14 protein-coding genes are annotated in these 14814 nt (G+C 66.4%); 8 read left to right on the top strand and 6 right to left on the bottom strand.

Annotated features, from left to right (window positions below; all coding sequences use genetic code 11):
* Positions 1-14: 14 nt before the first annotated feature.
* The 4 genes from HR9077_RS14265 to HR9077_RS14250 all read right to left on the bottom strand — a co-directional run bounded on the left by HR9077_RS14265 (position 15) and on the right by HR9077_RS14250 (position 4626).
* Positions 15-1520 (bottom strand): fumarate hydratase, encoded by a 1506-nt coding sequence (locus HR9077_RS14265; protein ID WP_136067662.1) that lies wholly within the window; start codon positions 1518-1520, stop codon positions 15-17.
* 392 nt (positions 1521-1912) lie between these two features.
* A complete protein-coding gene (uvrB, locus tag HR9077_RS14260; protein WP_136067661.1) occupies positions 1913-3943 on the bottom strand; it encodes an excinuclease ABC subunit UvrB in 2031 nt (676 codons plus the stop codon).
* Positions 3944-3974: 31 nt separating this feature from the next.
* A complete protein-coding gene (locus HR9077_RS14255; protein ID WP_136067660.1) occupies positions 3975-4397 on the bottom strand; it encodes an OsmC family protein in 423 nt (140 codons plus the stop codon).
* A gap of 37 nt (positions 4398-4434) precedes the next feature.
* The gene (locus HR9077_RS14250; RefSeq protein ID WP_136067659.1) at positions 4435-4626 is read right to left on the bottom strand and encodes a hypothetical protein; all 192 of its coding nucleotides are present in this window, start codon (positions 4624-4626) and stop codon (positions 4435-4437) included.
* Between the two features lie 171 nt (positions 4627-4797).
* On the opposite strand from HR9077_RS14250, the gene ygfZ reads away from it, so the two are divergent.
* Complete coding sequence (ygfZ, locus tag HR9077_RS14245; protein WP_136067658.1) at positions 4798-5847, top strand: CAF17-like 4Fe-4S cluster assembly/insertion protein YgfZ; 1050 nt, start codon at positions 4798-4800, stop codon at positions 5845-5847.
* Between the two features lie 6 nt (positions 5848-5853).
* Here the strand turns inward: ygfZ and HR9077_RS14240 are convergent, their stop codons facing one another.
* Together HR9077_RS14240 and HR9077_RS14235 are read right to left on the bottom strand one after the other, a co-directional pair.
* The gene (locus tag HR9077_RS14240) at positions 5854-6621 is read right to left on the bottom strand and encodes a TatD family hydrolase (protein ID WP_136067657.1); all 768 of its coding nucleotides are present in this window, start codon (positions 6619-6621) and stop codon (positions 5854-5856) included.
* 174 nt (positions 6622-6795) lie between these two features.
* A complete protein-coding gene (locus tag HR9077_RS14235; protein ID WP_136067656.1) occupies positions 6796-8385 on the bottom strand; it encodes a peptide chain release factor 3 in 1590 nt (529 codons plus the stop codon).
* Positions 8386-8549: 164 nt separating this feature from the next.
* On the opposite strand from HR9077_RS14235, the gene HR9077_RS14230 reads away from it, so the two are divergent.
* The 7 genes from HR9077_RS14230 (at position 8550) to HR9077_RS14200 (ending at position 14811) form a co-directional block, all read left to right on the top strand.
* On the top strand, positions 8550-9821 hold the full coding sequence (locus HR9077_RS14230; protein ID WP_136067655.1) for an ATP-binding protein: 1272 nt from the start codon (positions 8550-8552) through the stop codon (positions 9819-9821).
* Positions 9822-9855: 34 nt separating this feature from the next.
* Entirely contained in the window at positions 9856-10392 is a 537-nt protein-coding gene (locus HR9077_RS14225; protein ID WP_136067654.1) for a response regulator transcription factor, read from the top strand.
* A gap of 35 nt (positions 10393-10427) precedes the next feature.
* Complete coding sequence (locus HR9077_RS14220; protein ID WP_136067653.1) at positions 10428-11255, top strand: inositol monophosphatase family protein; 828 nt, start codon at positions 10428-10430, stop codon at positions 11253-11255.
* 108 nt (positions 11256-11363) lie between these two features.
* Positions 11364-11636, top strand: coding sequence for a GrxA family glutaredoxin (locus HR9077_RS14215; protein WP_136067652.1), 273 nt, complete (start codon positions 11364-11366; stop codon positions 11634-11636).
* A gap of 185 nt (positions 11637-11821) precedes the next feature.
* Positions 11822-12775: a bifunctional enoyl-CoA hydratase/phosphate acetyltransferase gene (locus HR9077_RS14210; RefSeq protein ID WP_136067651.1), complete on the top strand. Its 954-nt coding sequence runs from the start codon at positions 11822-11824 to the stop codon at positions 12773-12775.
* A complete protein-coding gene (locus tag HR9077_RS14205) occupies positions 12772-13935 on the top strand; it encodes an acetate/propionate family kinase (protein WP_136067650.1) in 1164 nt (387 codons plus the stop codon). The genes HR9077_RS14210 and HR9077_RS14205 overlap by 4 nt, the downstream gene beginning before the upstream one ends.
* 108 nt (positions 13936-14043) lie before the next feature.
* On the top strand, positions 14044-14811 hold the full coding sequence (locus HR9077_RS14200) for a VOC family protein (protein ID WP_136067649.1): 768 nt from the start codon (positions 14044-14046) through the stop codon (positions 14809-14811).
* Positions 14812-14814 lie beyond the last annotated feature (3 nt).

Below are 14814 nucleotides of genomic sequence, written 5' to 3'. Positions count from 1 at the left end.
GTGGACAGCCAGCGTCACGCGCGCTCGGCGATGATCTCTTTCCACCTGGCCGGCCCCGTCCGGTGTACCGACTCGCCCCGGGGGTCGACGGCCACGGTCACCGGCATGTCCTCGACCTCGAACTCGTAGATCGCCTCCATCCCCAGGTCCTCGAAGCCCACCACGCGGGATTTCTTGATCGCCTGGGCGACCAGATAGGCAGCACCGCCCACCGCCATCAGGTAGACCGCGCGATTGTCACGGATCGCCTCGATCGCCACCGGGCCACGCTCGGCCTTGCCGACCATCCCCAGCAGTCCGGTCCGCTCGAGCATGGTCCGGGTGAACTTGTCCATGCGGGTGGCGGTCGTCGGGCCGGCCGGGCCCATCACTTCATCGCGGACCGGATCCACCGGGCCCACGTAGTAGATGAACCGCCCCCTGAGATCCACCGGCAGCGCTTCTCCCCTGGCCAGCATGTCGACCATGCGCTTGTGGGCCGCGTCCCGGCCGGTCAAGAGCCTGCCGTTGAGCAGCAGGGTGTCGCCAGGCTGCCATGTCTGCACCTCTTCGGGGGTGACGGCATCCAGGTCGACGCGCTTGACGTTGCCACCCGCCTCACGAGTGATCTCGGGCCAATCCTCCAGCCTGGGCACCGGGAGCTCGGCGACGCCTGAGCCGTCCAGGCTGAAGTGCACATGCCGCGTGGCGGCGCAGTTGGGAATGATCGCCACCGGCTTGTTGGCGGCGTGGGTCGGATAATCCTTCACCTTGATGTCGAGCACCGTGGTCAGGCCGCCCAACCCCTGGGCTCCGATCCCCGTGCGGTTGACCTTGTCGTAGAGCTCGAGGCGCAGCTCCTCGGCACGGTTCGCGGCGCCGCGGGCCTGCAGCGCCTGAATGTCGATGGGATCGAGCAAGGCTTCCTTGGCGAGCTCCATGGCCTTCTCGGCGGTGCCGCCGATGCCGATGCCGAGCATGCCCGGCGGGCACCAGCCGGCGCCCATCCGGGGCAGTTGCTCGAGCACCCAGTCGACCACGCTGTCGGAGGGATTGAGCATCGCGAACTTGGACTTGGCCTCGCTGCCCCCGCCCTTGGCGGCGACATGAACCTCGACGGTATCGCCCGGAACCAGCTTGTGGTGAATGACCGCCGGCGTATTGTCGCGGGTGTTCGCCCGCTTGCCGTCGGGATCGGCGAGTACCGATGCGCGCAGCACGTTGTCGGGGTTCAGGTAGGCCCGCCTCACGCCCTCGTTGATCATGTCGTCGAGGCTCATGTCGGATTCCCAGCGCACGTTCATCCCCACATGCACGAAGACGGTGACGATGCCGGTATCCTGACAGATCGGCCGATGACCGGTAGCGCACATCCGCGAATTGATCAGAATCTGCGCGATGGCATCGCGTGCCGCCGGGTTTTCCTCCCGCTGATAGGCCGCATGCATGGCCTCGATGAAATCCTTGGGATGGTAGTAGGAGATGTACTGCAGGGCATCGGCGACGCTCTGGATCAGATCGTCCTGGCGGATCACGGTCATGGGGGGCGGGGCTCCTTGGTTCACGCTCGCGCGCACAAACGGCCGCCGTTGGCAGGTCAGGCTACCCGGCGGATTCTTGGTGGCGGGATTATACCGCAACGATGCCAGGACAGGCAGGTACCGGGATGGCGACGGGAGCAAACTTGCAGGCCAAGGTACGGCATTGAAAAGATAACGGTATAAACGGAGTCCAAGAACACATTCTCAACGATTCCGGCACGCCATGTTGAGGGCAGGTTGCAGCGAGGGGGTCGCCTTGGAGGGCCAAAGTAGCGCTCATGGACGGGTCGACAGCGCCCTCGCAAAAACCTGCCCCCAACCTCTTCCCCGGACAGCGTTTACCGGCTACTGCTCTGACCGGCCTCCGTGGGCCTCGGCTTCATGACCTGCCGTCACTTGAGTTCGATCAGCCGGGCGTTGAGCGTCTGGACCTGATCGCGCAAGCGCGCGGCTTCCTCGAATTCGAGATTGTGCGCGGCCTCGTGCATGGCGTCCTCGATCTTGCCGATCTCCCGGGTCAGCTCGGGGACGGTGAGATTGCGCAACGCTTCGACGCCGTACTCGCCGGGCCCCTCGGCGACCTTGCGCTCGCTCTTGCGCCGGCTGCCCTTCTTGCCCGGCGTCTGGGCGCCCTCCATGATGTCGGCGACCGACTTGGTCACGGTGCGCGGCACGATGCCATGCGCCTCGTTGTGGGCGATCTGCTTGTTGCGACGCCGCTCGGTCTCGTCGATCGCCCGGCGCATCGAATCGGTGACCCGGTCGCCGTAGAGGATCGCCTTGCCGTTGGCGTTGCGCGCGGCGCGGCCGATGGTCTGGATCAGCGAGCGCTCGGCGCGCAGGAAACCCTCCTTGTCGGCATCGAGGATCGCCACCAGCGAGACCTCGGGAATATCCAGCCCCTCGCGCAGCAGGTTGATACCCACCAGCACATCGAACTTGCCCAGCCGCAGGTCGCGCAGGATCTCGACCCGCTCGACGGTATCGATATCCGAGTGCAGGTAGCGCACGCGAACGTCGTGCTCGTCGAGGTACTCGGTCAGGTCCTCGGCCATGCGCTTGGTCAGCGTGGTGACCAGTACCCGCTCGCCGACTTCGGTGCGCAGACGAATCTCCGAGAGCAGGTCATCGACCTGGGTGGAGGCCGGACGCACCTCGATCTCGGGGTCGACCAGCCCGGTCGGGCGCACCACCTGCTCGACCACCTGGCCGGCATGTTTCTCTTCGTAGGGGCCGGGTGTGGCCGAGACGAACACCGTCTGCGGGCAGATCCGCTCCCATTCGTCGAAGGTCATCGGCCGGTTGTCGAGCGCCGACGGCAGGCGGAAGCCGTACTCGACCAGGGTTTCCTTGCGCGAGCGGTCGCCTTTGTACATGCCGCCCACCTGCGGCACGCTGACGTGGGATTCGTCGATGAACAGGATGGCGTCGGGCGGCAGGTAATCGAAGAAGGTCGGCGGCGGTTCGCCCGGGGCACGCCCGGAGAGATAGCGCGAGTAGTTCTCGATGCCGTTGCAGTAGCCCAGCTCGTGCATCATCTCCAGGTCGTACAGGGTGCGTTGCTCGAGTCGCTGGGCCTCGACCAGCTTGTCGTGGTTGCGCAGCCACTCCAGACGCTCGGCGAGTTCGGCCTTGATGTTGTCGGCGGCGGCAAGGATCGTCTCGCGCGGCGTGACGTAGTGACTCTTGGGATAGATGGTCATGCGTGGCAGCTTGCCGCGCATCTCGCCGGTCAGCGGATCGAACAGGCTGATCGACTCGATCTCGTCGTCGAACAGCTCGATCCGCACCGCTTCCTCCTCGGAGTCGGCGGGGAACACGTCGATCACGTCGCCGCGCACCCGGTAGGTACCGCGCCGGAAGTCCATGTCGTTGCGGGTGTACTGCAACTCGGCCAGGCGGCGCAGGAAGGAGCGCTGGTCGATCTGTTCGCCGCGATTGAAGTGCAGCCGCATCTTCAGATACTGGTCCGGGTCGCCGAGCCCGTAGATCGCCGACACCGAGGCCACGATCAGCGAGTCGCGGCGCTCGAGCAGCGCCTTGGTCGCCGACAGGCGCATCTGCTCGATATGGTCGTTGATCGAAGCGTCCTTCTCGATGAAGGTGTCCGACGACGGCACATAGGCCTCAGGCTGGTAGTAATCGTAGTAGGAGACGAAATACTCGACCGCGTTGTCGGGCAGGAACGACTTGAACTCGCCGTATAGCTGAGCGGCCAGCGTCTTGTTGGGCGCCAGCACGATGGTCGGCCGCTGCAGGCGCTCGACCACGTTGGCCATGGTGAAGGTCTTGCCCGAGCCGGTGACGCCGAGCAGGGTCTGGTGCGCCAGGCCCGCCTCGAGACCCTTGACCAGTCCCTCGATGGCAGTGGGCTGGTCGCCCGCCGGACGGTACTTGGATTGGATGCGAAATGGCTTGTTCATGGCCCTGAAATGGTAGCGGTGCGGTGAAAGTTCAAGCGCTCGCACCCGTGTCCGGCGCCAATTGGCTGCGAATCTCGACGGTAGCATCGGTCATCAGGCGATGGATGGGGCAGCGGTCGCTGATCTCGAGCAGGCGCTGGCGCTGCCCGGGATCGTCGATGCCATCGAAGGTCAGCGCCACATCGAGATAGTAGCGACCCTGGCGCTCTTCGCGATCATTGCGGGTCACGGTGACCGTGACCCCGCTCAACGGCCACTGCTTGCGCCGCGCGTACATGCGCGCGGTGATCGCCTTGCAGGCCCCCAGCGCCAGGTCGAAGTAGTCGTGGGGGTCGGGGGCGCTCTCGTCGCCGCCGACGATGGCCGGCGCATCGACGAAAAGATCGTCGAAATGCTCCAGTTCGACGCGCTGGCGCAGGCTGTCGCCGTCGCTGCTGATCACCGTGATCGTCATGCGGGGACTCTCCTCTACTCGACCGATATCTCGTTGTTCAGCGGACTGTGACGCCGAGCCGCTCGACCGTCTCGACCAGGATCGCACGGTTCACGCGGCCCTCCACGTCGGCGCCATGGCGGCCGACCTCGGCGCTCTCGACGCCGTCGACCATCATCAGCTCGCTGGTCAGTCGGTTGACCAGCTCGGCGTCCTCGACACCCTCGAAGATCAGGGACACTCGCGCCATGTCGGATTCTCCCGTTTCGCTGCTGGTTGCGTGCGCCCAAGTCTAGCACGCGCCATGACGCGCACCGCTAGCCCACGCTACGAGCGCCTTGCATTCAGCGCGCTCCACCCCCATACAGCCGGTATCGAGAGTAACTGAACGCCTGCCTTGCGCGAGGCTCTAGGAGAATGCATGAGCGACTGGATCGCCCATTTACAGCAGCTCGGCGCACGTCTCACCGATGATCGGCATATCGAATTCGATGCTCGACCGTCCGCGGCCACGACGTCGACGCAACCTCTCATAGCGCCACTGACTCATTTCGCCGTGCTCGAGATCGCCGGGGCGGATGCCGAACGCTTCCTGCAAGGCCAGACCAGCGCCCAGCTGACGCTCGCCGACGGCGAATTCGCCGCCCCCACCAGTTTCTGCACGGCCAAGGGCCGCATGCTTGCCAATGGTCAGCTGCTGCGGGCCGGGGAGTCGCGCTTCTGGCTGTTGCTGGATGTCAGCCTGCTCGAGCCGCTACGCAGCCATCTGGCCAAGTTCGCGGTGTTCTACAAGGTCGAGCTGACGCCGCGCGACGACCTGGCGCTGTTCGGGGTGATCGGCCACCAGGCCCCGGCACTGGTCGAGCGTCGGCTCGAAGTGATGCCGCCCACCGTCTGGCAGCAGGTCGCACTGGGTGACGGCGTCGTGCTGCGCCATCCCGGCGCCCAGCCGCGCCTGGTACTCTGCCTGCCGGAAGACGAAGCAATCGGCGCCTGGCAGAACCTGGCTCATGATGCCTTGCCGGTGGGCAATGCCGCATGGCGGCTCCACGACATCCAGGCCGGCCTGGCATGGCTCGCAGCGGGCCTGCAGGACAGCTACCTGCCGCAGATGTTCAATTGGGAAGCGCTGGGCGGCATCAGCTTCAAGAAGGGCTGCTACACCGGCCAGGAGGTCGTCGCCCGCGCGCACTTTCGCGGGCAGGTCAAGAAGCGCCTGATGCGTGGCCGAACCGAAGGGCAAGTGCCGCCCGGGCTGGGTAGCGCCATCACCGACGCCGACGGCAAGTCGCGGGGCGATGTGGTTGCCGCGACGAGCGACGGCGAGGGGCGCGTGGAGATCCTCGCGGTGATGACCACCCGGGATGTCAGCGAGCCTTTGACGATCGACGACCAGCCCCTCGAACGTCTCGACCTGCCCTATCCGATCGAGCGCGTCGACCCCGAGGCGCTGGCCACCGGCGGCGTCTGAAGGCTCTCAGCCGGCGATGCCGAACAGTCGCCGGGTGTTGTCGGCGCTGTGAGCCGTCACATCGGCGACGCTCTGGCCGCGCAATTCGGCGACCCCCTCGGCGACCCGCGCCACCCGTGCCGATTCGTTGCGCTGGCCCTGATGGCCGCACAGCGGCATGTCGGGGCTGTCCGTCTCCAGCACATAGCCGTCGTCGGGCAGCGCCGCCACGGCGCGCTGAAGGCGCCGGGCGCGCGGGTAGGTGATCGCCCCGCCCAGGCCCACCACGAACCCCAGGTTGACGAACCGCCGCGCCTGATCGGCACTGCCGGCGAAGGCGTGGATCAATCCCCCGGCCGGCAGATCGAGTTGACGCAGCCGCTTGCCGAGCTTGTCGTTGGCATGCACGCAGTGCAGCACCACCGGCAGGCGACGCGCCTTGGCCAGCCTCAGTTGGGCGTCGAGCAATCGCCACTGGGCGTCGAGGGTCTCCTCGAAGCGCGCGTCGATGCCGCACTCACCCAGCGCCACGGCCTCCGGGTGCGCATCCAGGGTCTGCGCCAGCGCCTCGACATCACCCTCGCGATGACACGCCATGAAGACGGGATGCAGGCCAAGCGCGATGCTGACGTCGTCACGCTCGGTTCCCAGCGCGACGACCCGCGGCCAGCTTTCGCGGGTCGTTCCGGGCACCACGAAATGGCCGACGCCGGCCGCGCGGGCACGCTCGAACATCGCCTGACGGTCGTCGTCGAACGCCGCGAAATCGAGATGGCAGTGAGCGTCTATCAGCATGCCGGACCTCCTCGTTCGGCTCGGTTCAGGACTGCTCGTCAAGTTCGGCAGTTGACCGCGAATTCCCGGAACTCCTTGAGAAACTTCATCGCCATGCGCGCTCCCCGGACGTTGCCGCGTGGTTGGTTCGCATCAAGCATTGGCCAGCCGGCCGCGGCGGGCAAGCGCTTTCGCTCAATGCTCGCGGGTGGCGTTGAAGCGCACCTCGGGCCAGCGCTCCTGGGTCATCTGCAGATTGACGCGAGTCGGCGCGATGTAGGTGAGATAGCCGCCGCCATCCAGGGCCAGGTTGCTGCTCGCCTTGCGCCGGAACTCGTCGAGCTTCTTGGCATCGTCGCAGTACACCCAGCGTGCGGTCTGGACGTTGACCGCCTCGTAGATGCAGTCGACCTTGTACTCCTCCTTGAGCCGGTGGGCCACCACGTCGAACTGCAGCGAGCCCACCGCGCCGAGGATCAGGTCGTTGTTGTCGAGCGGCATGAACACCTGGGTCGCGCCCTCCTCGGAGAGCTGCTGAAGCCCCTTCTGCAGCGCCTTGGTCTTGAGCGGATCGCGCAGCCGCACGCGCTTGAAGAGCTCCGGGGCGAAGTGCGGAATGCCGGTGAAGCGCATGTCCTCGCCAACGGTGAAGGTATCGCCGATCTGGATGGTGCCGTGGTTGTGCAGGCCGATGATGTCGCCCGGCCAGGCTTCCTCGACCTGCGCCCGGTCGGAGGCCATGAAGGTCAGCGCGTCGGCGATCTTGACGTCCTTGCCGATCCGCACATGGCGCATCTTCATGTTCTTCTCGTACTTGCCCGAGCAGACCCGCAGGAAGGCCACCCGATCGCGGTGCTTGGGGTCCATGTTGGCCTGGATCTTGAACACGAAACCGGAAAAGCGCGGGTCCTCGGCGGTGACCTCGCGGGTATCGGTTTCGCGGGCCTGGGGCATCGGCGCGTATTCGACGAAGCCGTCGAGCATCTCGCGCACCCCGAAGTTACCCATCGCGGTGCCGAAGTAGACGGGCGTCAGCTCACCGCGGCGATAGGCCTCGAGATCGAATTCATGCGAGGCGCCACGCACCAGCTCGACCTCCATGCGCAGCTCCTCGGCCTGATCGGCGCCCAGCACCTCGTCGACCTCGGGGTTGTCGAGCCCCTCGATGCGCACGTCCTCGGGAATACGATTGCCCTGGCCCTGCCTGTAGAGGTGGATGACGTCGTTGTAGAGGTGGTAGACGCCGCGAAAATGACGACCCATGCCGATCGGCCAGGTCATCGGCGCGCACTGGATGTCGAGTACCGTCTCGACCTCGTCCATGACCTCGACCGGATCGCGGGTGTCACGGTCCATCTTGTTGATGAAGGTCAGAATCGGCGTGGTGCGCAGCCGGCAGACCTCCATCAGCTTGATGGTCCGGGCCTCGACCCCCTTGGCGCCGTCGATCACCATCAGCGCCGAATCCACCGCGGTCAGGGTACGGTAGGTATCCTCGGAGAAGTCCTCGTGCCCCGGCGTGTCGAGCAGATTGACGATCCGGCCGTTGTACGGAAACTGCATCACCGAGGTGGTCACCGAAATGCCGCGCTCCTGTTCCATCTTCATCCAGTCGGAGGTGGCGTGGCGGTCGTTGCGCTTGCTCTTCACCGAGCCCGCCAGCTGGATGGCATTGCCGAACAGCAGCATCTTCTCGGTGATGGTGGTCTTGCCCGCGTCGGGGTGGGAAATGATCGCGAAGGTGCGGCGTAATTCGGCGGCCTGCGCTATCTGGCTGTCTGTCATTCGTGGGATCGCTGGTCTGGGTACATCCGTCGCGACGCACAGCGCCGCGCCCGGCTGACGTGAATGGGCTGGCGGTCAATTCTACGGGCTACTCGGCCCGAGTTGTAGCCTGAGCGCAAGGCCGAGTTCAGGTATCATGCGCCGACCAGCCAGCCGGAGCGCCCATGCAACAACCGACCCCCCTGCCCCTGTCGACCCCCAACCGCAACCTGGTCCGGCTGACCTTCGTGCGCGGCATCACCTGGACCGGGTTCCTCGCGGCGATCATCTTCGGCATCGAGATTCTCGACTTTCAGTTGAGCGTCACGCCGGTGATCGGCGTGATCGTCGCCATGGGCCTGATCAACGTCGCCAGCTGGTGGCGGCTCGGCCGGCCACGCTCGGTCACCGACCTGGAATACCTGCTGCATCTGCTCGCCGACATCGCCGGGCTCTCGCTGCTGTTCTATTACACCGGCGGTGCGACCAATCCATTCATCTCCTATTACCTGGTGCCGGTGACCATCGCCGCCGCCACGCTGCCCTGGCGCCATGCCTGGACCATCGCCAGCGCCGCACTGGCCGGCTATACCTTCCTGATGCTGTTCTACGAGCCGGTTCCGCAGCTCAGCCATGCCGTGGTCGGCCCGGGCATCAGCCTGCACGTGCTCGGCATGTGGCTGAATTTCGCCCTGTCGGCGAGCCTGGTGACCTTCTTCATCTTCAAGATGGCGCATGCCCTGCGACGGCGCGAGATGGCACTGTCGCGCACCCGCGAGGCGGCGCTGCGCAACGAACAGGTGCTCGCGGTGGCCACCCAGGCAGCGGGCACCGCCCACGAACTGGGCACGCCGCTGTCGACCATGGCCGTGCTGCTCGCCGAAATGCGCCGCGACGCCGTCGGGCAGCCGACCCTCACGGCCGACATCGACCTGCTGCGCCAGCAGGTCGACACCTGCAAGACACGCCTGCAGCAGCTGGTCGCCAATGCCGACCGGCGGCGACTCGCCGAGCCCGATTCGCGCCCCGCCGTCGCCTGGCTCGAACAGGTCGTCCAGCGCTGGCTGGTGCTGCGCCCCGACGTCACCCATCGGGTCGAGATTCTCGGCAAGCGCGGCACGCCGATGCTGGCGGTCGACGCCACGCTCGAGCAGGCGCTGATGAACCTGCTCAACAATGCCGCCGACGCCAATCCCGACAATATCGTCATCAGCCTCGACTGGAACGCCGACGAGGTGATCATCGACATCCGCGATCACGGACCCGGGGTGTCCATGTCGATCGCCGACCAGCTCGGCGACACTTTCATATCGACCAAGAGCAAGGGCATGGGCATCGGGCTGTTTCTCACCCATGCCACCATCAACCGCTTCGGAGGCGGGGTGAGCCTGTACAATCACGAAGAGGGCGGCACGCTGACCGAGGTCAAGCTGCCGCGCCTGGTTGCCGGCCAATGAACGGCCACCATTCATCGCAGGAGGGGATACCGCCATGCCGACCGCCGAACGCCTGCTGATCGTCGACGATGACGAGATGTTCTGCCGCGTCATGGAGCGCGCGCTGAGCCGCCGCGGTTTCGAGGTGATGACCGCGGTGGATGCCGACCAGGCGCTGGGCCTGGCTCAACAGACGAGGCCCCAGCTGGCCACGCTGGATCTCAAGCTCGAGCACTCATCGGGGCTCAAGCTGCTGCCCGACCTGCTGGAGATCGTGCCGGACTGCCGCATCGTGGTGCTGACGGGCTACTCGAGCATCGCCACCGCCGTCGAGGCGATCAAGCTGGGCGCGGTCAACTACCTGTGCAAGCCGGTCGACGCCGACGAAGTGCTGGCCGCCTTCGAGCGCGACGGCGGCGATCCGGATATCGACATCGCCGACAACCCGCCGTCGATCAACCGCGTCACCTGGGAACACATCCAGAAGGTCCTGCAGGAACACCACGGCAACATCTCGGCGACCGCCCGCGCGCTGGGCATGCACCGCAGGACCCTGCAGCGCAAGCTTCAGAAACGCCCGGTGCGACGCTAGACTGGAATCATCAGACATCGTCATCAGGAGGCCTCATGCAGCTCGCCGAACGGCTCGCCATCGCCACCGACATCGCCGAGGAAGCCGGACGCGAAATCCTCAGGGCCCGCGAGAGCCCGTCCTACGAAAAGCGCTACAAGAAGGGCAACGAGCTGGTCACCGACGTCGATGTCGCCATCGACCGGATGATCAGCACGCGTCTCGAGCGGCACTTCCCGGACGAGCCGCGGCTCAGCGAGGAGCTCACCCCCGACCGGGAAACGCTCGACCAGCGCGGGCCGTTGTGGATCGTCGATCCCATCGACGGCACGGTCAACTTCGCCCAGGGCCTGCCCCACGTGGCGGTATCCATCGGCTGGGCGCTCGACGGCAAGATTCAGGTCGGCGTGGTGCATGCGCCGATTCTCGGCGAGACCTTCACCGCCATTCGCGGTCAGGGCGCCAGACGCGACGACCGGCAGATCCGCGCCAGCCTCGCCTCCTCGCTCGAGCGCAGCCTCGTCGCCACCGGCTTCCCCTATCGTCGCGACGGTCGCGCGCCCCTGCTGCGGCGTTTCTCGGCGGTCATGCAGAAGTGTCAGGACATACGCCGCTGCGGCTCCGCCGCGCTCGACCTGTGCAATGTCGCCTGCGGCCGGCTGGACGCCTATTACGAGAGCGTCGCGCCCTGGGACTTCGCCGCCGGCCTGCTGATCGCCCGCGAAGCCGGCGCCCGCACCGGGCATGTCTATGCCTGTCCGGAGGGCATCCCCGAGGAACTCTACGGCGAACATATCGTGGTTGCCGCCCCGGACATCTATTCGGAGCTGCGTACGTTGCTGAAGAACGCCGATGAAGATCGCCATGCCGACACGTCTTCATAGCGGCACGCAATGGCCTGGGTAGTGGTACCCTATTGGCATGTACCGCCACGATGAACGAGAATTGGCGACAAAATTTCCAACCGCATCCATCAACTCCCAGGAGAGCCAATGATCACCGTCATCTTCGGACGTTCCGGTTGCCCTTTCTGTGTGCGCGCCAAGGACCTCGCCGAGCAGATCAGCAGTGCTCGCGATGACTTCGAATACAAGTACATCGACATCCACGAAGAGGGCATCACCAAGGCCGACATGGAGAAGACCATCGGCAAGCCGGTCGAGACCGTGCCGCAGATCTTCGTCGACCAGACCCATATCGGCGGATTCACCGAATTCGACCAGTACGTTCGCGACAACCGGCTTATGCCCGAAAGCGTCAGCTAAGCGCCGCATCGTCCCCCGAACACCGGCCCCGAGGCCGGTGTTCTCGTTTCAGCGGCCGCCATGCGCGCCCCGTCCCGGATCGCATGATGCGCCGCAGCGCTGGCAGTCGACGGCCAGCGCGCCTAAAGTCGAAGGCATGCTTGCTTCCCGTCCAGGTTCTGGCGATCCACCGATAGGAGTCATAGATGCCCGCCCCGCTCGACACCCACGATGCAGCCCCGATCGGCGAACGTCACCGGCAGCTGCTCGAAGCCACACATGGCCATCCGCCGATTCCCACCGCCGTCGTCCACCCCTGCGACGCGCCCTCGTTGCGTGGTGCCCTGGCCGCCTGGCGGGAAGGCTTGATCGAGCCGCTGCTGGTCGGCCCGCGGACGCGTATCGAGGCCCTCGCCGTGGAATTCGATGCCGATCTCGGCGGGCTCAGGATCGTCGACACCCCGCATAGCCACGCTTCGGCGGAAACCGCCGTCAGGATCGCCGCCAGCGGTGAGGCCCGGGCACTGATGAAGGGGGCGCTGCATACCGACGAGCTGATGAGTGCGGTGCTCGCCCGCGATGCCGGCCTGCGCAGCGAACGCCAGATGAGCCATATCTATGCGCTGGATGTCGCCAGCTACCCTCGACCGCTGCTGATCACCGACGGCGCCCTGCATATCCAGCCCGACCTGGCCGCCAAGCGCGACATCGTCCAGAACGCCATCGAGCTCGCCCATGCGATAGGCCTGGCGCGTCCCCGCGTGGCGATCCTCTCGGCGGTCGAAACCGTCAACCCGCGCATCCCCTCGACCCTCGATGCCGCCGCGCTGTGCAAGATGAGCCAGCGCGGCCAGATCACCGGCGGCGAACTCGACGGTCCGCTGGCCATCGACAACGCCGTCTCGCTGCAGGCGGCCCGCACCAAGGGGCTCGACTCGGTGGTCGCCGGGTGCGCCGACATCCTCGTGGCGCCCGACCTCGAGGCCGCCAACATGATCGCCAAGCTGTTGATCCATCTGGCCGGTGCCCAGGCCGCCGGGCTGGTGATGGGGGCCCAGGTGCCGATCATGCTGACCAGCCGCAGCGACGATGTCGCCACCCGCCTCGCCTCGGCGGCGCTGGCCTGCCTGGTCGTGCGGCGCGGAGACGCCCCCTCATGAGCGGCCCGATCCTGACCGTCAATGCCGGTTCGTCATCGCTCAAGTTCGCGCTCTACGAGCGGGGCCGGGAGCAGCTTCGCGGACTGGTCGAGCGGATCCACGAGGCACCGCGCCTCAGCCTTCGCGATACCGATGCCAGCCGCGAGGGTTTCACGGTCGAAGGAACCGGCCACGCCGCGGTGGCCCAGGCCCTCCTTGGCTGGCTGGAAAACCGCATTGGCCAGGCGCCGCTCGCCGCCGTCGGTCATCGCGTCGTGCATGGCGGCCGCCGCCATGGCCGGGCTCGTCGCATCGACGAGGCCCTGCTGGACGAACTCGACGCGCTGGTCTCGCTGGCTCCGCTGCATCAGCCACAGTCGCTGGCGATCATCCGGCAGATCCAGGCGCACTGGCCGAACCTGCCCCAGGTCGCCTGTTTCGACACCGCCTTCCATCGCACGCAACCCTGGCTCAACCAGTGCTATGCGCTGCCGCGTCAACTGACCGAAGACGGCATCCTGCGCTACGGTTTCCACGGCCTTTCCTATGCGCATGTCGCCCGGCAGTTGCCCGACCTGCTGGGCGATCGGGCCCGGGGCCGGGTGCTGGTCGCCCACCTCGGCCATGGCTGTAGCCTGTGCGCGATCCGCGACGGCCGCAGCCAGGCGACGTCGATGGGCTTCACGGCGCTCGACGGCCTGATGATGGGGCGCCGGGCCGGCAGTCTCGACCCCGGGGTGGTGCTTTACCTGATGCAGTCCAGGGGCTGGAGCGCCGAGCAGGTCGAACACATGCTCTACCACGACAGTGGCCTCTACGGCGTCTCGGGCAGAATATCCGACGACATGCGCGACCTGCTCGAGAGCCAGGAACCGCAAGCCCGGGAAGCGGTGGCGCTGTTCGTGCGCCACGCGGTACGCGAAGCGGGGGCGCTTGTCGCCCTGCTGGGCGGACTCGATGCGCTGGTCTTCACCGCCGGCATCGGCGAGAAGGCCACGGCGGTCAGACGCGCCATCTGTGCCGAGCTCGGCTGGCTGGGCATCGAGCTCGACGACACCGCCAATGCCCGCCATGCACGACGCCTGGATGTCGGGCGCGGGCCTCTGGTCTGCGTGGTGACGGCCGACGAAGAGGCGGAGATCCACCGCGCGGTGGGGGAATGTCTGACCGACGACGGCTGAACATTCGCGAATCCTTCAGCGTTGAATAACCCGACGGGCAGTTGAAAACCGATCCATGTCGAGCCCCTATACTAGCTACTCAGGGCCCTGGGCATGGAGCGCCGAAACATGCAACGCGAAGAATTCCTGCAGCAGTTATGGCTGGATTACGTTCACCTGCACCCCGATCTCGGCGCGCTGGATTTCGCGCCATCCGTGGAGAACGCCGAGTATCTGGTCGCCGTCACGCTCAATCATGGCCCCTTCGCCGCCGAAGCCTTGCTGCCACCTCTTCGCCACTTCGGTTATCGCTGTGCCGGGCGATTCGCGATGGCCGATCGTGGCGTGCTGGTAACGCTTCTCTCGCCCGCCATGCCGGGCCCCTGGCTGGTGCTCTGCGAACTCCAGTCCGGCACCCTGACCCGTGAACCGCGCCGGCAACTGCAAGCCCTGGTCAATCAGACACCGCGCTGCGACACCCGCGGTCAGAACCTGCTGTGCCGGGGTCGTCCCTGGCCGATGCCCGACTGGGCGACCTATCAGCAGCTGCGTCAGGCCCATCCGCTGGCCGCCTGGCTGGCAGCGCTGGGGCCCCGGCTGCATCACGCCGGCTTCGATTGCAACGGCCTGGGCCAGCCCCTGGAGGCTCTCGACCAGCGGCTGCAACGAGCGGGCCTGATCGGGTCCAGCGATCGGCAGTCCGGGGTCTTCCCGGTCGCGCCACTGCTCGACTACCGCTTCTACCCCGCCTGCACCCGCCGGCTGGCCTTCGCCGATGGCGACGAACAGCGCATCGCGCTGGGCGGCATCGCGCTGGTCCGGAAGTGCCTGAGCAACAATCATGAGCGGGCCGCCGAACTGCTGCTCCCCGAACATACCCGCTGCGAGATCGCCTGAAGC

The sequence above is a fragment of the Modicisalibacter radicis genome (assembly GCF_900961225.1).
Taxonomy (GTDB): Bacteria; Pseudomonadota; Gammaproteobacteria; order Pseudomonadales; family Halomonadaceae; genus Modicisalibacter.
Note: the sequence above shows the minus strand (reverse complement) of the source record. Positions and strands in the feature narration are given on the sequence as shown.

Excerpts from the sequence above, each read along its gene's own strand:
- HR9077_RS14225 (WP_136067654.1), top strand. The coding sequence starts at position 9,856 with ATGCCGACCGCCGAACGCCTGCTGATCGTCGACGATGACGAGATGTTC.
- HR9077_RS14215 (WP_136067652.1), top strand. The coding sequence starts at position 11,364 with ATGATCACCGTCATCTTCGGACGTTCCGGTTGCCCTTTCTGTGTGCGC.
- ygfZ (WP_136067658.1), top strand. The coding sequence starts at position 4,798 with ATGAGCGACTGGATCGCCCATTTACAGCAGCTCGGCGCACGTCTCACC.
- HR9077_RS14230 (WP_136067655.1), top strand. The coding sequence starts at position 8,550 with ATGCAACAACCGACCCCCCTGCCCCTGTCGACCCCCAACCGCAACCTG.
- HR9077_RS14200 (WP_136067649.1), top strand. The coding sequence starts at position 14,044 with ATGCAACGCGAAGAATTCCTGCAGCAGTTATGGCTGGATTACGTTCAC.
- HR9077_RS14210 (WP_136067651.1), top strand. The coding sequence starts at position 11,822 with ATGCCCGCCCCGCTCGACACCCACGATGCAGCCCCGATCGGCGAACGT.
- HR9077_RS14220 (WP_136067653.1), top strand. The coding sequence starts at position 10,428 with ATGCAGCTCGCCGAACGGCTCGCCATCGCCACCGACATCGCCGAGGAA.
- HR9077_RS14265 (WP_136067662.1), bottom strand. The coding sequence starts at position 1,520 with ATGACCGTGATCCGCCAGGACGATCTGATCCAGAGCGTCGCCGATGCC.
- HR9077_RS14235 (WP_136067656.1), bottom strand. The coding sequence starts at position 8,385 with ATGACAGACAGCCAGATAGCGCAGGCCGCCGAATTACGCCGCACCTTC.
- HR9077_RS14255 (WP_136067660.1), bottom strand. The coding sequence starts at position 4,397 with ATGACGATCACGGTGATCAGCAGCGACGGCGACAGCCTGCGCCAGCGC.
- HR9077_RS14250 (WP_136067659.1), bottom strand. The coding sequence starts at position 4,626 with ATGGCGCGAGTGTCCCTGATCTTCGAGGGTGTCGAGGACGCCGAGCTG.
- HR9077_RS14205 (WP_136067650.1), top strand. The coding sequence starts at position 12,772 with ATGAGCGGCCCGATCCTGACCGTCAATGCCGGTTCGTCATCGCTCAAG.
- HR9077_RS14240 (WP_136067657.1), bottom strand. The coding sequence starts at position 6,621 with ATGCTGATAGACGCTCACTGCCATCTCGATTTCGCGGCGTTCGACGAC.
- uvrB (WP_136067661.1), bottom strand. The coding sequence starts at position 3,943 with ATGAACAAGCCATTTCGCATCCAATCCAAGTACCGTCCGGCGGGCGAC.